The organism is Vibrio sp. SCSIO 43135 (genome assembly GCF_023716665.1).
In the GTDB taxonomy this organism is placed as follows: Bacteria; Pseudomonadota; Gammaproteobacteria; order Enterobacterales; family Vibrionaceae; genus Vibrio; species Vibrio paucivorans.
Genome location: NZ_CP071859.1, coordinates 1,731,953 through 1,751,167 on the forward strand (window position 1 = coordinate 1,731,953; position 19,215 = coordinate 1,751,167).

A 19,215-nucleotide genomic window follows, 5' to 3' on the forward strand; every position below is an offset into this window, starting at 1 on the left:
TACTCGGGTGTTCAGAGGTTGTTTTGCTAACTTTGAACCCCATAAATTGAATAGCAACTCTTATTTGTAATGTTATTGGCGTCCTTTAAGTACTCCTTTTAACCATGACACTGCAAGTTAAGGAGAGTGAATGAGCTTATTTCTTCGTACTACAGCACTGATGCTATTGGTACTAAGCCGTGCACCTGCATTCGCAGCGATTCCAACCGCCCCAAGTGGTGAGCAAAACCGTTCTACGACAAGCCAGAACGAAGTCTGCTCTAAGCTATTCAAACACAGCTTGAGCGGTCTTTACGGCATTCAATCAACCGATGTTACACCTCTTCAACCGTATTCTGATTTCGATATTCTTTACAGCAAAGCTCACCAAGCTCAGCATGAGCTAGAAACTATTTGTAAAAGTACTGCGCTACTGACTTCTACTGATGCCTATTTCGCTGGTGTTAAATCTCAAAAGCGTGCAGAAGAAAAAATTCAGCATGAACTTGGCGGTAAACCAGAGCGAATTACAGACTTAGCTCGCGCAACAATCGTTGCTGACGATGTGGCAAGTTTAATGGAAGTTTATGAAGTGCTTAACCGAGAAACAACTGTAGTCAAAGTGAAAAACCGTTTTAAAAAGCCAGGTGATTCAGGCTACCGTGACTTAAACTTGCTGGTTCAACTTCCGAAAACCGACATCATTGCAGAAGTGCAGCTCCACTTAAAAGCGATCGCTGATGTTAAAAATGGTCCAGAACATGATTTATATGAAGTAATTCAAACCATTGAACGTAAAGCGGCGGCTGAAAACCGAACCTTTACTGAGTTTGAACAAGCTCAAATCGCCAATATGCGCCGTGAGTCTCGCGAACTATACCAAAACGCGTGGCAACCTTATATCACCACTCACTTACAAGCAGCATAGAAACGAAAAGCGGCCTACTGGCCGCTTTTTTTATGCGTTTTCGCTGTCATCCTAAGTCACTAGAACCAAGTAGCAGAGACAAAAAGACCACGCGCTGCGTGGTCTATTGCTTGGGCTACTTCTCAACCTTAATGTTTTCTACTCGGGCTTTTAGTTTTTGTCCCGGGCGGAATGTCACTACTCGTCGAGCAGAAATCGGAATGTCTTCACCAGTCTTAGGATTTCGACCCGGACGTTCATTCTTGTCACGAAGATCAAAGTTACCAAAACCTGACAGTTTTACCTGTTCGCCACTTTCGAGTGCCTTACGGATTTCTTCGAAAAACACTTCAACCGTTTCCTTGGCATCCCGTTTACTGTATCCAAGCTTTTCAAACAGGTTCTCAGCCAATTCGGCCTTTGTGAGCGCCATAAAACTTCCCTCAAAGCTGTGTTAAACATTGCTGTCTAAACGACAGCGCCAAAGCATTTCGCCTAGCCAATCAACAACATATCGGCTTTACCTTGGAAAGTGTATGCCAAGCTTCTGATTTTCGCCAACTTTTTTCTTGGGCGATTGTATATTAGCCAGCAAAAACAACCACATAACCACACAATAATTCAGTATAATATACTCACAATACTCTGATTTCACTGTCATTTTCAGACCATTCATCGGCTACTAATACATATATCAGCAAAACACTCTTACAGACTTTGTAGCAATATTTTTTTGCCTAGTTCACAAATAAATCCTAAAAACCTTAATAAATCAGTAAGTTGATGCTGACTTTAATATTAGTGTTGTTTCAGTTATATTCCTTTCACATTACGACATTTTATGCGTTTCTTTCGGGACCTCTAGGTACTTACGGCCATGACGACAATTTACCAAATTAGTGACTGCCATTTAGGTGATGAAACAAGTTATCGCAACCTTGCCCGTGCTCTAAAGCTGGCTCAAGATGATGCTGAATGTACACATATTCTTCTCACGGGTGATATTTGCTGTGGCCCCAAAGTAGGAAGTTACAAAAACTTAGTTAGCTTCATCGATGAATACATACAAGACAAAGTGATCATCGCAATCGCAGGTAACCACGATGATGATCTACTAATGAGAGTTGAGCTAAAGGGCTCTTCTATTTCCATGCCCAGCAAAACCAATATATCTGGCCGACAATTTCTATTTCTTAATTCCAGCAATAAACCAATCGATAATACCCATCCGTTGGGCTCGGGGCGTTTGAACAACCGAGATTTTGCAACGTTCAAAAAGCAACTTCGAAAATCGACCAACCCTGTCGTGGTCATTCACCATCCTATTATTCGAGTGGGCTCTGAATGGATGAAAGCAATTTGCTTGGAAAACGATACTGAAGTTTTCCAAGCACTTCAGAAGCATCAAGTTGAAGAGGTCATATGCGGCCATGGACATGATGAGATTGTAGAAATGCAGCAAGGAGTGACTCAATATATGGCGCCTTCCACCGCATATGGATTTGATCATTCCGTCGAGAAGTATAATCGAACAGAAAATATTGGAGTCAGCAGAGTTGTGGTTGCCCCAGGCAGACTCCATTACGAAGCCATTTATTTATAGGCACCGACAGACGACCTGAAAGGCCTGAAATAAAGCGAGGGCCATAAAAAAACCCTGCCGATTGAGCAGGGTTTTTACTATCTAATCAGAAATAATTAGTCACGAAGTGACGCACCAAACTTCTCAGATACGTGAGCAACGATAGCATCAACCGCGCCAGCGATATCTGCATCTTCAAGCGTACGCTCTACAGATTGTAGTGTTAGCGCGATAGCTAGGCTCTTCTTACCTTCTTCAACGCCTTTACCAACGTAAACGTCGAACAGTTTCGCATCTTTCAGGAACTCGCCACCTTGCTCTAGACACGCTGCAACGATGTCGCCAGAAGCCACTGCTTCATCAACAACTACGGCGATGTCACGACGGTTTGATGGGAACTTAGAAAGCTGTACTGCTTCTGGAATCACTTTAGTGTTGATTGCAGTCCATTCCACTTCGAATACGATAGTACGGCCGTTTAGACCAAACTTACGCTCAAGCTCAGGGTGAACTGTACCAATCACACCAACTTGCTTGCCATCAACGATGATAGCTGCAGATTGACCTGGGTGAAGCGCTGGGTTCGCTGCTTTATCTTCAGCAGAAAGCGCTGCGAAAGAGTACGCTGCTTCATTTGCTGTTAGCTCAAGAACCGCTTCTAGATCGCCTTTAAGATCGAAGAAATCAACGGTGTTAGTTTCAATGTCCCAGTGCTCTTCGCTGCGAGTACCTGCGATAACACCTGCAAGCATAGGCTCTTGGCGCATACCATTTTCAGCAGACTCACATGGAATGAAACGTAGGCCGTATTCGAATAGACGAACGCGTGGCTGTTGACGTTTCTGGTTGTGAACCACAGTGTTTAGTAGACCTTGGATTAGGCCTAGGCGCATTGCTGACATGTCCGCAGAGATTGGGAATGGCAGGATTAGTGGCTCAACACCTGGAACAACAAGCTTTTGCTGCTCTGGCTCAACGAAGCTGTAAGTGATTGCTTCTTGGTAACCACGGTCAACCAATAGGTTACGAACGCGTTTTAGCGGAATGTTCGCTTCAACGTGGTCGTGCATCTTAAGTGCTGCCGCTGGGTTCTGATTAGGGATGTTATCGTAACCGTAGATACGACCTACTTCTTCAATTAGGTCTTGCTCGATTGCGATATCAAAACGCCATGTTGGTGCTGTTGCAGTCCAACCTGCGTCAGTCGTTTCAACCGTTAGGCCAAGACGCTCTAGGATTTCAACAACATCGCTGTCTGCAATGTGGTGACCTAGTAGGCTGTCTAGCTTAGTGCGACGTAGTGATACTGTGTTTGCTTTTGGTAGGTCAGCTTCTGACTCTACTGCAACAACAGGTGCTACTTCACCACCACAGATCTCAACAAGAAGTTCTGTTGCACGCTCCATTGCGCTTGTTTGTAGTGCGAAATCGACACCACGCTCAAAACGCATTGAAGAATCTGTGTGTAGACCATAGCTACGTGCGCGACCACGGATGTGGTCTGGTGCGAAGAACGCACACTCAAGTAGTACGTCTTTAGTTTCAGTGGTTACACCAGACTCTTCACCACCGAAAATACCTGCGATAGCAAGTGCTTTGTTGTGGTCTGCGACAACTAGAGTATCAGCGTTTAGCTCAGCTTCGTTACCGTCTAGTAGAGTTAGCTTCTCGCCCTGCTCTGCCATACGAACAACGATGCCACCTTCAATCTTAGCAAGATCGAATGCGTGCATTGGCTGGCCTTGCTCTAGAAGAACAAAGTTAGTGATGTCTACAACTGGATCGATAGAGCGGATACCACAGCGGCGCAGTTTCTCTTGCATCCATAGTGGTGTTTCAGCTTGAACGTTTACGTTCTTAACCACACGGCCAAGGTAACATGGACATGCTGCAGTCGCTTTCACTTCGATAGAAACTGTGTCGTCGATAGCTGGTGCTACTGCGTTTACTGCAGGCTCAGTTACGTCAGCACGGTTTAGAACGCCAACTTCACGCGCCATACCACGGATGCTGAAACAGTCAGCGCGGTTAGCCGTTAGGTCTACGTCTACTGTTACGTCGTCAAGACCTAGGAATTCGCGGAAATCAGTACCGATTGCTGCGTCTTCTGCTAGCTCCATGATGCCATCAGATTCAACGTCGATGCCTAGTTCAGAGAATGAACACAGCATGCCGTGTGATGGTTGACCACGTAGTTTTGCTTTTTTGATTTTGAAATCGCCTGGTAGAACTGCACCAACAGTCGCTACAGCAACTTTGATACCTAGGCGACAGTTAGATGCGCCACAAACGATGTCTAGAAGTTCTTCAGCACCAACATCTACTTTAGTTACACGTAGTTTGTCAGCGTCTGGGTGTTGACCACACTCACTCAACCACTTTACCTACTTTAACGCCAGTGAAAGAACCAGCAACAGGTAGTACGTCGTCTACTTCTAGACCCGCCATTGTGATTTGGTGTGTAAGTTCGTCAGTCGATACCGCAGGGTTTACCCACTCACGAAGCCAAGATTCGCTAAATTTCATAGTGATGTATCCCCTGGATTACTTAAACTGTTTTAGGAAACGAAGGTCGTTCTCGAAGAACGCACGAAGATCGTTTACGCCGTAACGAAGCATAGTTAGACGCTCAACGCCCATACCAAATGCGAAGCCAGAGTATTTCTCAGGGTCGATGCCTACGCTGCGAAGTACGTTAGGGTGAACCATGCCACAACCTAGAACTTCAAGCCATTTGCCGTTTTTACCTTTCACGTCTACTTCTGCTGAAGGCTCAGTGAATGGGAAGTAAGAAGGACGGAAGCGAACTTCAACTTCTTCTTCAAAGAAGTTACATAGGAAGTCGTGCAGAATGCCTTTAAGCTGTGCGAAGTTTACGTTCTCGTCTACTAGCATGCCTTCCACTTGGTGGAACATTGGCGTGTGTGTTTGGTCATAGTCGTTACGGTAAACACGACCCGGAGCGATGAAGCGGAATGGTGGTTTACCATTTTCCATCGTACGGATCTGAACGCCAGACGTGTGAGTACGTAGCATTAGATCTGGGTTAAAGAAGAACGTGTCGTGGTCAGTACGCGCTGGGTGATCTTCTGCGATGTTTAGTGCATCAAAGTTGTGGAATGCATCTTCAATCTCAGGACCAGACTCAGTGTTAAAGCCTAGCTCACCAAAGAACTGTTCAATACGCTCAACAGTACGAGTCACAGGGTGTAAACCACCGTTCTCGATACGACGACCTGGTAAAGTCACGTCGATTGTTTCCGCTGCAAGCTTCGCTTCTAGCTCTGCACGTTGTAGTGCATCTTTACGAGCTGCGATCGCTTGTTGAACAACGCCTTTTGCTTTGTTGATCTCTTGACCAGCTTCACGGCGCTCTTCTGGTGGTAGTTTACCTAGGCTTTGAAGTTGAGCCGTTAGCTCACCTTTCTTGCCTAGATACTGAACACGCACTTCATCAAGTGCGACTAACGAATCTGCTGCTTCAATTGCTGCATTCGCGTTAGCAATGATCTCTTCTAGATGTTGCATCGTTTCCTCATCTACCTATGTTTGCACATAAGTGGTAGTGTCCATAAGGTTCCCGCAAGGGATTCTTGGGTATTTTCAAATAGCTGTACATAGTAGCGAAACCCGCCTACAAAGCCAAATTGAAATACGGTCACAAATGCCTAATGTGTAAAAAATCGCCTCTATTTCATCGAAACTTAATGAAACACAGCATTTTGATAATAAAACCCGGTGATTAACATCCGTATTCGTAAAATTAGATGGGAAAATTGAGCGCTTGTTGCAGGCCAGAGGATTGCAAATAATCCCCTAGCCTTTTGTTCTGGATAAGATCAAAAATAGTACTCTAAGGATACTTCAATAAAGTCGTCCTTACGGGCAAAATACAGTAAGTCATCTGGTGTTTCGTTTTCAAATAACCAACCATCCACTCTCCACTTCAGTTGATTAGTGATCCTGCTAGAAGCTTCCAGTTTAGCGCTATAGACATCGCTGTTATCCAAATCTTGAGTGATGCCTGTTAACACTTCAGTTCCATCCTCATCATTCAATGCGAACCTGAGTCCAGCAAACACATCATTCTGTCCTACAGATTGGGCATTGTTGCCTCGACTGTCGTATAGGTATTCAGCAATGAAACCGACATCCCAATACGATTCGAAAGGGCCAACCCAAGTGTATTCGAAACCTGTTACTACACCAGTATGGTTGTCGTAGCTATCTCGATAGATGGATTCAAGCTTCAATAGCCAGTCTCCCACAATGCCTTGTACATCCACGCCTACCTGCTGCATCTGAGCATAATATGGGTCTAAGCTGAATTGGTTACCTTCGCTCTGGTTCAAAAAGTAGTAAGGATCGCGGTTTGTCCCATTGAAATAGCTTACGCCCACATCCCAATCGCCAAACATTTGCGCATAGCGTAAAGCAAAATCCACATGCTGCTCCTCGCGAGATGACTCATAAAGCACTCGGTCTGATACAGGAATTGTGGGCCTCAGCCTTCCATCAACGCCAGCGAACGTTCGTTCACGAAAATACGGCAACACCATCGCATCAACTGTCCCCCAATCTTTGATAGCAGTGAAATGTACCATCGGTTGGCCCAGTTTATCTTCACCGTCTAACGCTTCTATTGCATCAGTCTGATTCACAACATCGACCAAATGCGCCGACTCTGTGACACCCCAAAACACTTTACCAACGCCAACTCGCAACTCATAATCATCCCAGTAGGTTAAGTAGAGTGCTTCACGAATGTCACCATGGCTACGTTCATCGTCCATGCTGTCAAAACGATAGAACGGAGTGAATGTGAAGCTACTCTCTCCTTGGCCAAACTCCCAATACAATTCGGGCTCTAGAACAACAGAGCTTTGCCCCTTGTCTTGGCCTTGTAACCCGTCCGAAATGAACTGCCGATGCTCAAGGTTAACTTGCCCACCTAAAGCCACAGCGTGACATTGTAACGACAACAAAGTTGCCACTACAATACCACTTGTGACTCCCACCTGAACCAATGTGTGCTTCCAACCATCCATACCCGGTTACCTTACACGCTTAAGCGTGTTTTTCTGGAAGTCACCATCATCTAACCCAGTTTGAAACGCTAACTCACTCGTCGTCAGTACAGTACTCTTACCCGTCTGATGATTCTGCATAGCCATTGTATGAGCTCGCCAGTATTGGTCGAGATACTGTTTATAGTCACTGAATGTCAGTGTTTTTAATAGCGAACCTTTACGGTCATAAAACTCAACTTTTAGAGGGCGATATTCTTGCTTCTCTAACCACACCAATTGCTTGGTATATCCCGAATTTTTGTCGGTTGGGATTTGCTCCATCACAAACACTTCTTGACCGTTGACCGTGTCATCCTTTAGGTAGTTAAAGGTATACTTCTCGAGCTCGAACGAACTTAAGTCTTCATAAGCAAATTCACTGCCCATGAAAGGGCCTGATTTGTTACGTGACGAGATACGCTTTACTCTTTTCAAAGCAGGCAAGTACAGCCACTGATCGTCCGATTTTACCGTGTGTGAGTGGTTAAGAAACGCGGTGCCTTTAACATCACGTGGCTCATCGAAAATCGTCAGGCCTTTGTCACCATCATCTTTCACTTCCAACGATTTCAATCGCATCAGCCTGGTACTGCTCTCCCCTTGAGCATTTTTAAGTAGCATCTGCATAGTAGCTACAGAATCACCCCAACCTTCGTCTCGAGCTTTTCGTTCTTTAGCTATTTCCAACCCTTTATCGGCGTCCGCAAATGCAGAGAAAGCACTCCCTGCCGTCAACGCCACCAACAAAAAGATTCCAGTGATTTTTTTCGAATATTGTATTGTCATCATCAGCTCCTTGAGCTCGTACATGTATGAGCGAAATTAGGTATTAATAAGCGGCTTGCGAGTAAGGTCGTCAGCGTCTTGTTTTACTTCGCTTTCAACCTGATACTCTTTTTTGTCAAACATCATCAGTAGAGCTGGTAGGAATAAGAAATCGACTACCAGCGCAATAAAGATCACCATCGCACTCAGTGAGCCCATGTCGGCATTAAGTCTGAATGTCGACATTGCAAGCACCGAGAAACCGGCTACTAACACCACAGTGGTGATCCAAAGTGCTCGTCCAACGGTATGAAATGCATAACGCACTGCTTCTACCGCAGACTGACCTTGCTTGCGCGCTCTTTGGTACTTGGATAGGAAGTGCACGGCATCATCGACGACAATCCCAAGCGTTAGTGTTACAACAACAGATAAGCCTAGATTGATTTCACCAGACACTAGCGCCCAAAGGCCAAAACCAATCACTGCTGGTGCAATGTTTGGCACCACACTTATCAAGCCAAGTCGAAGTGAGCGAAGTGCAAAAATCATCAATGCTGAAACGAGGATGAGTGTGATTGGCAGCGTTGATAACATACTCGCCATGTTCGTTTCCCCGATATGGGCAAACATTAGCGACGGACTCGATGCAACGACGTCATACTGAGGCGCGTACGTGGCAAACCATTGATAGATGCGATTCTCTAGCTCGACAAGTTCCACACTGCCCAAGTTATCTATGGTTAACACCATTTTGATTGACGATTTATCAACATTAATTTGGTTGTTTAGATCCAACCCGTACGGTAGAGACATTTCATACAGCAGCAGATATTGTGCGGCGAGCTCTCTATCCAGTGGCAGCTTGTAGTAGCTTTCATCGTCGGCGTGCATGTTTTTGTTTAAACGCTTATAAACATCAGAAAGCGTTGCAACATGATCAGTTTCAGGCTGCGCCCTTAGCCACTCTGTAAAATCGCCGATGGCTTGCATAAACACTGGATCAGCAATGCCTTGCGACTCATTGGTCTTTACTGCAATACTGATGTTGGTCATGCCGCTGATGCGGGCTTCCATAAAGTCGGCCGCTTGGCGGAAATCACTCCGAGAATCGAAGTATTTCACTGATTCATCATTAACTTTATTGAGTGGGATAAGCGCAGCTGATAATGCGATCACCGCGACAGAAAGAGGTAGCAATGGCTTACGATGCCTAACAACGAAATCACCAAGTCCATCCATAAATCGGTTCGAGGTAGTTTGTTGATTCTCCTTCACTTTCACAGGCAACCATTTAAGCAGCGCAGGTAACAGTGACACCGAGAGGAAACAAGCAATCATGACACCCAACGCTGCTAGATTACCGAAATCTCGCAGCACCGGAGAATCTGACATGTTCATCATTAAAAAACCGATTGCCGTGGTCACAGAAGTGATCAGGATAGGCATGAAGTTCACGGAAATGCTGTGGTCGATAGCGTATTGCTTTGAATAACCGTTTTGCATGTTATGACGCATTGTGGCAATCACATGCACACAGTCCGCAACCGCTAGAGTCATAACTAAAGTTGGAATATTTACCGTAGCCGTACTTAGAAACATTCCCGCCCAGCCGGAAAGCCCCATCGTTGCAGCCACAGAACCAATGATCACAATAAGAGTCGCAATCACACTTAAAATCGATCGCAGCATCACGGTCAAGAAGACTAAAACTACCAACAACATCGCAGGAACCAGTGTTGAGGAGTCTGACTGTGCGGCTTCCATGAATGCATTGTTCATCGCAATGATACCCGCTTTGTGGAATTCTACCTCTGGATACAAGCTCTGATACTTTTCAACTAATGCATTGACGCTTGCAATCACCTCCTGAACTTCAGCGGTTTTATCCACTTCCGGCAACTGAACAGTAATGTTCACAACCGTTACATCGCCTTTATCTGAAATCAGAGAACGAAGTAACACAGGCTCGGAAAGCGAAACCTGCTTAACTTTGGCAATTCTTTCGTCTGTCAGCACATATTCATCAAGCAATAGGTCTTCGACCAGTAAGTCATCTTCAGTGGCTTCAGTGTGTTGATAGTTCGCCAGAGAATCCACTCGGCTCGAGTAAGGGACTTGCCATGCATCGCTTGTCATTTGCTGCACCAAGGTCAACGTTTCGATATCGAACACATTCTGACTTTTTGGTGCAACCACAATCGCTAGGTTGTCTGTTTTGGCGAACGTAGTTTGAATTTCATCGAAGGCTTGAAGCTGCTTGTTCGTGCCCTCAAAAAAGATGTTGTAGTCACCGCGAAAATAGAGGTTCTTGGCCCCCATCGTTGCTGCGATAAGTAGTGATAACGTGGCAAGGACAACCCAAAACGTAAAACGTGTGGGCATCGTTAGCCAAGGGTTGAGGTTATTTGGTGGTGGACTAAGTGGTTTCATCACATTCTCCATTTGTGACGTTTCGTCAACTATTGCTCTAAAAAACCAGTAACTCACTGGCGATTAAGCAACACTTTGATATCAAAAAAGACCTACTAAAGAACTAGGTTTATTTTGACGATTCGTCATAAATGGTGATTTAAAAAGCCCAATTAATTGGGCTTGCCTGCGATTGACTTCACTTACTGATTGCAGTTAGCAACTAAATCCGGTAATACAAAACTATCGGCCAACCTGAGCCAAGTATTCCAGTTCTTGTTGGAACAATTCCTGTTCTACTCGTTGCCACGTTTTGCGGTAATCCCACTCTGTAGAAAGTGGTTGCCACGCGAGTCCATCTAGCAACATATTCGCATTGTGCAGTACAGTGTAAGGGTCTTGTAAGCGTTGAATACAGTGACTATTGGACGCATTTTGAGTGAGCGCGTTAGAACCAAAAGCAATAGACCAGTTAGCAAATACAATTGCATCTGAGCCAATACCAGGTGAAAACTTCAAGTCACCCTGTTCCACTGCATGATTCACGAGTTGATCCGCATGGCCGATAACCATTTCTTCTAACTCATTTAGCTCTTTCACTCGCTCTGGTGATGCTTTTTCTAATACCCATGGGCTTTTTGCCATGATGGCACAAGTCGATAACACCGGCTCCATACGAGCATATATCCGATAACCAACGTGCATTGCAATAACTCGTTCACGTGAGTGACCTTCAAATTCCGCCGCACGAGCAAATAAGATCGCCTCACTTTTCAGAGAATGAATACACAAAGCGATAATCACATCTTCTTTGCTCGAAAAATGATTGTATATCGTACCTTTAGAATAGGCACTGGCAGACGTTAACTTGTCCATTGTCAAGTTACTCCACCCCTGCTCTTGCACCAGAGATTTCGCTAACATCGTTAGTTCAACTTCTCTGTCTGCAATGGCTTGCTGCTTTTTGGTCATGCCAAATGAGCAACCTTGCCCTTCTTTCTTATCATTTTTCTTACAACCAAAACCAAACATGATTACCCAGTCCGTATCAAGCTTTACTCCCTTAATCTCAATATTGTAACACGAATACGAATAACGTGATAAATACCATTTATGACGCTTCGTCATTTTTGACACATCGTCATAATAGATCAATCATTGAGCATATCAAGTGTTTTTACAAAAATAATTAACTAGAGTTATAGGTTTAATATTACAAAGCCAAACCACAAGATTACTGATACTCTTTCCTCACCATAGTCAGTTGAGATTAACTTAATGAATACTGAGAAATTTTCATCCATTTATGCTCGAGCGGTAGAACGTAAAGGTGGTGTTCAGCACCTTGAAGCGCTGGTGAGAAAACCACTCTCGTCTAAAGAAGTTGCAGTGATACCCGATGACCGCTGGCTAGCAGCGTTCACCGAGAAGGTATTCCAGTGTGGGATCTCTTGGGAAGTCGTTCGTAAAAAGTGGCCGAATTTTGAAGAGGTCTTCTTTCAGTTCAGAGTTGAGCCTTTGCTAATGCTCTCGGATGAGATGTGGGAAGATAAAGCAAGGGATCCACGCATCATACGCCACCTCACTAAAGTGATGTCGATTCCTGCTAATGCCATGATGATACACTCAGCCAGGCACGAATTCGGTTCTTTTGGTGAAATGGTTGCTCAGTGGCCGAGTAACGACATCACGGGTTTATGGGAGTTTCTAAAGAAAAACGGTAAACGCCTTGGCGGTAACACGGGAGCATACTCGTTAAGGCAATTGGGCGTGGATACATTTATTCTTTCCTCGGATGTTGAAAACCACCTACGCAATTGCGGCGTAATTGATAGTGGTCGAAACACTAAACGCGCTATGCAGGCGTCTAACCGTGCCTTTATTGATTGGCAGCAAGAGAGCGGTCGCTCGTTGTCGGAAATCAGCCAAATCGTTGCTTATAGTTGCGGCGATAATCGGGTTCAGTGATAGGTTCGCTTAGTTCTCCAACACAGTAAAATGAAAGCGGCGAATAGGTATACCCTATTCGCCGCTTTCTTACGTTCAATTTTGAATTTACTTATTGGCGTGTTTATCGTAGACACCCGCTAGATAGCTGTCTTTCTCTTTCCATACGCCATTTAGCCAGTTGTGGAATCGACGCTTAAACGCTTTGTCTTTAAAATAGTCGCCACTGACATTCTCATCCATTGGATGCAGCTTCACTCTTACAACAACACAAGTCAGCTTGCCTTTGAGCATATCGATGAATGGAGATTCTTGGTTCTCTGGATAAGCCAACGTAACGTCTACAATCCCATCTAATAGCTCTCCCATTGCATCAAGAGCGAATGCAACACCACCTGTTTTTGGCTTAAGCAAATTATCGTAAGGTGTTTTGGCGGTTTGCAGCTTTTCCTGACTTGCACGTGTACCTTCAACAAAGTTAACCAAGGTAGTTGGTGCTAAGCGGAACTTGTCGCAAGACTTATTGATCGCATCAAAATCATCATTTCTACGTTCAGGGTGGCGCAGTAGATACTCACGAGAGTGGCGCTTCATGAAAGGCATGTCCAAACCCCAGCAAGCAAGGCCAACAAATGGAACGTACAACAACGAGTGCTTTAGAAAAAACTTAGTCGCTGGGATCTTGTCTTTTAGTACCGAAGATAGAATCACAATGTCCGCCCAACTGATGTGATTCGACATCATCAAATACCATTGAGATTTAGACAGGCCTTCCCCACCTTCAATTTCCCATTTGATGTTGTTGTTCGCATTCAGCATCCAAAGGTTCAACGTCGCCCAAAACCAAAATTGGCAGTTAGCTAAACGCGTGAACAACGCACGAGTGGCACGAAATGGCAGAATCAGTTTTAGCAGTGCTAAAACACTGACAACAAAAGCTGTCCAAGCGGTGTTTAGCGTTACGAACAACACATAGGCCGCTAAACGTAGGTTATCTAACATGGGCGTATTTTCTAAAGCAAAAGCGCGCAGTATACAGACTTGTCGGATAAATCTGAAAATTAATTGCAAAGATTACGAAAATATTAATAAACGTATCAATATATTGCACACTATCCCTCGGTAGCATCATCAAACGCTTCCATCGCTTGGCATTTATTGATTGATGTTTAACGGTAAACCCATCAGAATGGCCCACTTTTTCTTGGTTAGCGCTACTAAGTGCTATACCTAGAGAATCCCAAACTATTAACCAATCGAGAATCATATATATGGGTTTTGCCTCATTAGGTCTTTCTGCGCCAATCCTTAAAGCTATCCAAGAGCAAGGATACGACACCCCTTCACCTATCCAACAACAAGCGATCCCTGCGGTCCTTGAAGGAAAAGACGTCATGGCGGCGGCTCAGACTGGTACAGGCAAAACTGCAGGTTTCACATTGCCAATCCTTGAACGCTTAAGCCAAGGGCAAAAAGCGAAAGGCAACCATATTCGTGCACTAGTGTTAACTCCAACTCGTGAACTGGCCGCACAGGTTAATGAAAATGTGGTGAACTACAGTCGCCATTTACGCGTTAGTTCTAATGTTGTGTTTGGCGGAGTAAAAATTAACCCTCAAATGCTTAAACTACGCAAAGGTAGTGATGTATTGGTTGCTACGCCTGGGCGCCTGCTCGACTTATACAACCAAAACGCGGTTAAATTTTCTCAACTTGAAGTTCTGGTGCTGGATGAGGCCGACCGCATGCTGGATATGGGCTTCATTCGTGATATCCGTAAGATTTTGGATTTGCTGCCAAAACAACGCCAAAACCTTCTGTTCTCAGCCACCTTCTCAAATGAGATTCGCGACTTGGCAAAAGGGCTGGTGAACGACCCAGTTGAAGTGTCAGTTAACCCTGCTAACTCAACAGCGAAAACGGTAGAACAGTGTATCTACCCAGCCGATAAACGTAAGAAAGCACCTATGCTGGTAAAATTGATTCAAGACGGTGACTGGAAACAAGTGTTGGTATTTAGTCGAACTAAACACGGTGCCAACCGACTTTCTTACTACTTAAACGACCAAGGCATTACTGCGGCCCCAATCCATGGCAACAAAAGCCAAGGCGCGCGAACAAAAGCATTGGCTGATTTTAAATCTGGTGATGTTCGTGTGCTTGTTGCAACAGACATTGCTGCACGTGGCATCGATATTCCGCAACTACCTCAAGTCGTGAACTTCGACTTACCGCATGTTTCAGAAGATTACGTACACCGCATTGGCCGTACCGGGCGTGCAGGTGAAGTGGGCCGCGCGATTTCACTGGTTTGTGCCGATGAAGCCAGCGAACTATTTGGCATCGAACGACTAATTAAGCAATTGCTACCTCGCCACGAACTAGAAGGCTTCAAGCCGACTAATATCTTGCCAGAGTCTAAGCTCGATACTCGGCCAATCAAGCCCAAGAAACCGAAAAAGCCTAAGAAGCCAAAAGTTGATCATGCGGATGGTCAGCGTTCGGGTGACAACGCTCGAGGTCACAAGCCAGCAGGTAAAAACAAGCGTCACTTTGGTAACAAACCAAACACCAAAGGTACGAATGAAGGCCAAAGAAAATCGAGTAATGGTGGCAAGCCAAACGGTAATAATGCGCAAGGAAAGAAACCTTCGGGCGCTAAACCGAATCGAAATAAGCCACGCAGACCAAACGCTTCTGCGAACAAATAATCAAAAATCAACACGTAAAAAAAGCCGCGACGTTCGCGGCTTTTTAATGCTAGCAACTTGTATTAGCCCAAAGCAAACTCAGGAAACTTAAAGAGTCAAAACTCTATAGCTTGGTGAAGAGACAAAGCCAATAGCTGACCAATGCCTAATGCGCACCAGCTACATTCGCTATAAGTTGCTCGCATTCGTCTTGCTTCATGTACCTTGGCACGGGGTAGTTCCATTGCGCTTCCAATAATGCTTGTTTGGCAATGTCGGTAATGTGCTCGTTAAGAATATTGTCGAAAGACGCCGGTAGGCTGAGTTTTCGCTGTAGGTCACGAACATAGTCAATAAATGCTTGCGCTTTCATCTCTTGGCTAAGTTTCCCATCACAAGCACCCACTGCATCCGCGAGTTCCGCTAAACGTTCACTCGCTTCCTCTTTAGAAAATTCTAATACGTAAGGAAGAACAACGGCATTTGCCAACCCATGTGGCGTGCCATATTTTGCCCCCAGTGTGTGAGCGATGGCATGAACATAACCTAAACTGGCCTTAGTAAAAGCAAGGCCTGCATAGTAGGAAGCCAGTGCCATGTTCTGCCTTGCCGTTGTGTTCTGGCCAAACAACACCGCCTTTTCCAAGTTTTCGTTGATCAATTTAATCGCCGCTAGAGCGTATCGATCGGTTTCGGCCGTCGCATTACCTGAAATATACGATTCTATCGCATGAGTTAATGCGTCCATTCCTGTTTGGGCGGTAATTGCCGGAGGCAGAGCCAGCATCAATGAAGGGTCGAGAGCCGCTGCAATCGGTACGAGTTTAGGATCGACTAACGGGGTTTTAGTGTGTGTCACTGGGTCGGATACCACCGCAGCAACCGTCACCTCGGAACCGGTTCCCGCTGTTGTAGGCAATACAAACAACGGCGCTGGTGCTTTCCATACTTTCAGTAAACCCGTCAGCCGTTTAATCGACTTGTTGTTGGTAACGCGTGCGGCTATCACCTTGGCACAGTCTATTGAAGAGCCTCCACCAATAGCCACTATCCCATTGCATCGGTTTTGCTGATATAAAGACAGCCCCGCTTCTACTTGATGGTAAGTAGGATCAGGTATTACATCACTGTATACCACACACTGCACTCCCACCCTTTCAAACTCAAAGGTGAGCCGCTTAGCAAAGCCGAGTTGTTCGATACCTTTATCTGTCACGACTAAGACTTTATCGACACCCATGATGGCTACACTGTGACACAGCTGTTTCAGTGAATCTTTCCCAATAAAAAGAGTGGGTTTCGAAATAGGCAACACCTTGGCCGCAATTTTTAGCCCCTTCATGTAGATCTTATGCAGCAGGTAGTAAAGCCTCTGTTCCATCTTCGGCCTCAGATTTCCATAGTTGATAAGGTTAGACTAGGCAATACAACAGCTTATCTCTAGTTCACACCTCAAAGTTTTAAAACTTCGCTATACTTTTCTTATGGAGTTCAAATAAGGACAAGCACGCTATGGAACCTCTTGATAAAAATTACTTTGTCGCACCAAGCCATTGCCCTCAACAGGAAATTCGCAGCCTGTTTTCTGATCTCACCAATAAAGTACTCCATCACATCGACTATGGCAGCGATTTAACAGGCGCTAGAAAAATCGTTGAGCAGATCCTGCAATATGAGCGCTACCAAAACCTCGATGAGCCTATTCAACAACGTCTCGAAAACGACCTTCTCAGTACATGCCATTACTGGGAAGAGCTATATCGTTACGACCTCTGTTGGCCGATCATTCGTACGCTCTGACACCCGCTTCACCTCGACTTTGGTTGCTTAAATGTACGCTACAAGCATTGCTCGTTCAGCAATCTTTGTAGCATGCAGAGCCAACCTGGTTCATTTCAACGCCAGATTCCTATCCCGCTCGCTAAACGGTTTCCACATTCATTTAACCTTACTATGAGTGTTATTTTATTCTGTTTATTTGGCCAATACGCAGCTAAATGCACTACATATAAACTCTGAATATCTAGATAGATATTCAGAATTAGACCGTTCATCCTCCCCAAAAACACCCATTAATTGAATCAATAGATCAAATCAATTCATTTTTATCGCAAATTTACAAAACTTACGCCAGGTCAAAATTTCAGCGAAACATTTTGCGCCCAGCGTTTTATTCCGAATAATGCAAAACGTTACAAAAATGTAACCAAACGCAACATATTAAACATAAAAGATATAAGTAAATGGTTTTATATAACCAATTTCAGACAGGATGAAATATGAATAATCGATTATTACTCGCCTTATTGGGCAGTAGCTTGGCAACCAATGCTGCCGCTGAAGGCTTAGATGAGAAAATTAACGAAGTCGTCGCACCTATCGTCAACCCATTTGTAGGAATGATCTTCTCGACCATTCCTTTCCCTTTTACTGACGTACAGGTGCCTTGGATCGTTTTATGGCTGGTTGTCGCTGCACTGTTTTTTACCGTGTACCTAGGCTTTATCAACGTACGTGGTTTCAAGCATGCGTTGGAGTTAGTCTCTGGTAAGTACAGCAACCCTAAAGCCAAAGAAGATGGTGAGGTGTCACACTTCCAAGCGTTGACCACAGCACTGTCAGGCACTGTAGGTTTAGGTAACATCGCAGGTGTTGCTGTTGCTGTCTCTATTGGTGGTGCAGGTGCAACCTTCTGGATGATCCTTGCCGGTTTACTGGGTATGTCTAGTAAATTTGTTGAGTGTGCATTGGGTGTTAAATACCGTAATACCAACCCTGACGGTACGGTATCGGGCGGCCCTATGTACTACCTAAGTAAAGGTCTTGCGAAACGTGGTAATGCTGCGTTTGGTCGTACACTTGCAGTCCTCTTCTCCGTGTTTGCTATTGGTGGTGCGCTGGGTGGCGGTAACATGTTCCAAGCGAACCAGGCGTTCAAACAAGTGGTTGGTGTCACCGGTGGTGACGCATCTTTCCTTGCGGATAAAGGCTGGTTATTTGGTATCGTGTTAGCGGTCATCGTTGGGATCGTAATCATCGGCGGCATCAAGTCTATCGCGAAAGTCACCGAAAAAGTCGTGCCGTTTATGGCTGCGATCTATGTAGGTGCTGCACTCATCATTATCGCGATTAACTACGACCGTATTGATGATGCATTTGGCGCAATCTTCCACGGAGCATTTACTGGTGAAGGTATTGCGGGCGGTGTAATTGGTGTACTTATCCAAGGTTTCAAACGTGCGGCATTCTCGAATGAAGCTGGTGTAGGTTCTGCTGCGATTGCACACGCTGCTGTTAAAACCAAAGAGCCACTTTCGGAAGGCTTCGTGTCGCTGCTTGAACCGTTCATCGATACCGTTGTAATTTGTACGATGACAGCCTTGGTGATCATCATTACTGGTTACCTAGATACCGATACTGGCCTTGCAGGTGTCGAACTTACTTCTGCTGCATTTGGTAGTGCGATCAGCTGGTTCCCATACATTCTTGCAATCGCAGTTGTTCTATTTGCCTTCTCCACCATGATTTCTTGGTCGTACTATGGCTTGAAAGCATGGACTTACCTGTTCGGCGAAAGCAAAACAGCAGAACTTATCTTCAAAGTGAAATTCTGTGTGTTTGTGGTAATTGGCTCAGCAATGAACCTAGGCCCTGTTATCGACTTCTCTGATGCGATGATCTTCTCGATGGCATTGGTGAACATTATTGGCCTATACATCCTGGTACCAGAGATCAAGCGTGACCTTGCAGATTACTTAGCACGTCACAAGGCAGGGAAAGTTTACAACGTGACCCCTGTTAGCGACCAAGCTTAACAAAAGTTACTTATACCTATAGATAGGTTCAGTTATCTGAAATAACACA

Annotated in this window: 14 protein-coding genes and 1 pseudogene; 6 read left to right on the forward strand and 9 right to left on the reverse strand. The window is 45.0% G+C overall.

Annotation, left to right across the window (positions count from 1 at the left end; translation table 11 throughout):
- The first annotated feature begins 130 nt into the window (after positions 1 to 130).
- A complete protein-coding gene (locus J4N42_RS07810; protein ID WP_252027283.1) occupies positions 131 to 907 on the forward strand; it encodes a RelA/SpoT domain-containing protein in 777 nt (258 codons plus the stop codon).
- A 115-nt stretch (positions 908 to 1,022) separates the two neighbouring features.
- On the opposite strand, the gene ihfA is transcribed toward J4N42_RS07810, so the two are convergent.
- Positions 1,023 to 1,319 carry an integration host factor subunit alpha gene (gene ihfA, locus J4N42_RS07815; RefSeq protein WP_053309362.1) on the reverse strand — a complete coding sequence of 99 codons (297 nt, stop codon included), beginning with the start codon at positions 1,317 to 1,319 and terminating at the stop codon, positions 1,023 to 1,025.
- Positions 1,320 to 1,763: 444 nt separating this feature from the next.
- Here ihfA and J4N42_RS07820 point away from each other — a divergent pair, with 444 nt between their 5' ends.
- A complete protein-coding gene (locus J4N42_RS07820; protein WP_252027284.1) occupies positions 1,764 to 2,489 on the forward strand; it encodes a metallophosphoesterase family protein in 726 nt (241 codons plus the stop codon).
- A 95-nt stretch (positions 2,490 to 2,584) separates the two neighbouring features.
- Here the strand turns inward: J4N42_RS07820 and pheT are convergent.
- The 6 genes and pseudogenes from pheT to J4N42_RS07850 all read right to left on the reverse strand — a co-directional run bounded on the left by pheT (position 2,585) and on the right by J4N42_RS07850 (position 11,746).
- Positions 2,585 to 4,994: pseudogene (gene pheT / locus J4N42_RS07825) on the reverse strand (phenylalanine--tRNA ligase subunit beta).
- An 18-nt stretch (positions 4,995 to 5,012) separates the two neighbouring features.
- Positions 5,013 to 5,996, reverse strand: a complete 984-nt coding sequence (gene pheS / locus J4N42_RS07830; RefSeq protein WP_004413586.1) for a phenylalanine--tRNA ligase subunit alpha — start codon at positions 5,994 to 5,996, stop codon at positions 5,013 to 5,015.
- 311 nt (positions 5,997 to 6,307) lie between these two features.
- Positions 6,308 to 7,516, reverse strand: a complete 1,209-nt coding sequence (locus tag J4N42_RS07835) for a hypothetical protein (protein ID WP_252027285.1) — start codon at positions 7,514 to 7,516, stop codon at positions 6,308 to 6,310.
- A 6-nt stretch (positions 7,517 to 7,522) separates the two neighbouring features.
- Positions 7,523 to 8,326, reverse strand: a complete 804-nt coding sequence (locus J4N42_RS07840; protein ID WP_252027287.1) for an outer membrane lipoprotein-sorting protein — start codon at positions 8,324 to 8,326, stop codon at positions 7,523 to 7,525.
- Positions 8,327 to 8,359: 33 nt separating this feature from the next.
- On the reverse strand, positions 8,360 to 10,735 hold the full coding sequence (locus tag J4N42_RS07845; protein WP_252027288.1) for an efflux RND transporter permease subunit: 2,376 nt from the start codon (positions 10,733 to 10,735) through the stop codon (positions 8,360 to 8,362).
- Positions 10,736 to 10,957: 222 nt separating this feature from the next.
- Positions 10,958 to 11,746, reverse strand: coding sequence for a TetR/AcrR family transcriptional regulator (locus tag J4N42_RS07850; RefSeq protein ID WP_252030807.1), 789 nt, complete (start codon positions 11,744 to 11,746; stop codon positions 10,958 to 10,960).
- A gap of 246 nt (positions 11,747 to 11,992) precedes the next feature.
- Here J4N42_RS07850 and J4N42_RS07855 point away from each other — a divergent pair, with 246 nt between their 5' ends.
- A complete protein-coding gene (locus J4N42_RS07855) occupies positions 11,993 to 12,682 on the forward strand; it encodes a DNA-3-methyladenine glycosylase I (protein WP_252027290.1) in 690 nt (229 codons plus the stop codon).
- Between the two features lie 87 nt (positions 12,683 to 12,769).
- Here the strand turns inward: J4N42_RS07855 and yihG are convergent, their stop codons facing one another.
- Complete coding sequence (gene yihG, locus J4N42_RS07860) at positions 12,770 to 13,663, reverse strand: 1-acylglycerol-3-phosphate O-acyltransferase, YihG family (RefSeq protein WP_252027292.1); 894 nt, start codon at positions 13,661 to 13,663, stop codon at positions 12,770 to 12,772.
- A 269-nt stretch (positions 13,664 to 13,932) separates the two neighbouring features.
- Between yihG and J4N42_RS07865 the strand changes: the two genes are divergently transcribed.
- Positions 13,933 to 15,372 (forward strand): DEAD/DEAH box helicase, encoded by a 1,440-nt coding sequence (locus J4N42_RS07865; protein WP_252027294.1) that lies wholly within the window; start codon positions 13,933 to 13,935, stop codon positions 15,370 to 15,372.
- Between the two features lie 145 nt (positions 15,373 to 15,517).
- Here the strand turns inward: J4N42_RS07865 and J4N42_RS07870 are convergent, their stop codons facing one another.
- On the reverse strand, positions 15,518 to 16,732 hold the full coding sequence (locus J4N42_RS07870; RefSeq protein ID WP_252027295.1) for an iron-containing alcohol dehydrogenase: 1,215 nt from the start codon (positions 16,730 to 16,732) through the stop codon (positions 15,518 to 15,520).
- Between the two features lie 131 nt (positions 16,733 to 16,863).
- Here J4N42_RS07870 and J4N42_RS07875 point away from each other — a divergent pair, with 131 nt between their 5' ends.
- Together J4N42_RS07875 and J4N42_RS07880 are read left to right on the forward strand one after the other, a co-directional pair.
- Positions 16,864 to 17,151: a hypothetical protein gene (locus J4N42_RS07875; protein ID WP_252027297.1), complete on the forward strand. Its 288-nt coding sequence runs from the start codon at positions 16,864 to 16,866 to the stop codon at positions 17,149 to 17,151.
- 479 nt (positions 17,152 to 17,630) lie between these two features.
- Positions 17,631 to 19,166 (forward strand): alanine/glycine:cation symporter family protein, encoded by a 1,536-nt coding sequence (locus J4N42_RS07880; protein ID WP_252027299.1) that lies wholly within the window; start codon positions 17,631 to 17,633, stop codon positions 19,164 to 19,166.
- Positions 19,167 to 19,215: the final 49 nt, after the last annotated feature.

Coding starts and splice junctions, on each gene's coding strand:
- J4N42_RS07880 (WP_252027299.1), top strand. CDS start 17,631: ATGAATAATCGATTATTACTCGCCTTATTGGGCAGTAGCTTGGCAACC.
- J4N42_RS07875 (WP_252027297.1), top strand. CDS start 16,864: ATGGAACCTCTTGATAAAAATTACTTTGTCGCACCAAGCCATTGCCCT.
- J4N42_RS07855 (WP_252027290.1), top strand. CDS start 11,993: ATGAATACTGAGAAATTTTCATCCATTTATGCTCGAGCGGTAGAACGT.
- J4N42_RS07865 (WP_252027294.1), top strand. CDS start 13,933: ATGGGTTTTGCCTCATTAGGTCTTTCTGCGCCAATCCTTAAAGCTATC.
- J4N42_RS07840 (WP_252027287.1), bottom strand. CDS start 8,326: ATGATGACAATACAATATTCGAAAAAAATCACTGGAATCTTTTTGTTG.
- pheS (WP_004413586.1), bottom strand. CDS start 5,996: ATGCAACATCTAGAAGAGATCATTGCTAACGCGAATGCAGCAATTGAA.
- J4N42_RS07810 (WP_252027283.1), top strand. CDS start 131: ATGAGCTTATTTCTTCGTACTACAGCACTGATGCTATTGGTACTAAGC.
- ihfA (WP_053309362.1), bottom strand. CDS start 1,319: ATGGCGCTCACAAAGGCCGAATTGGCTGAGAACCTGTTTGAAAAGCTT.
- J4N42_RS07845 (WP_252027288.1), bottom strand. CDS start 10,735: ATGAAACCACTTAGTCCACCACCAAATAACCTCAACCCTTGGCTAACG.
- J4N42_RS07835 (WP_252027285.1), bottom strand. CDS start 7,516: ATGGATGGTTGGAAGCACACATTGGTTCAGGTGGGAGTCACAAGTGGT.
- J4N42_RS07820 (WP_252027284.1), top strand. CDS start 1,764: ATGACGACAATTTACCAAATTAGTGACTGCCATTTAGGTGATGAAACA.
- J4N42_RS07870 (WP_252027295.1), bottom strand. CDS start 16,732: ATGGAACAGAGGCTTTACTACCTGCTGCATAAGATCTACATGAAGGGG.
- yihG (WP_252027292.1), bottom strand. CDS start 13,663: ATGTTAGATAACCTACGTTTAGCGGCCTATGTGTTGTTCGTAACGCTA.
- J4N42_RS07850 (WP_252030807.1), bottom strand. CDS start 11,746: ATGTTTGGTTTTGGTTGTAAGAAAAATGATAAGAAAGAAGGGCAAGGT.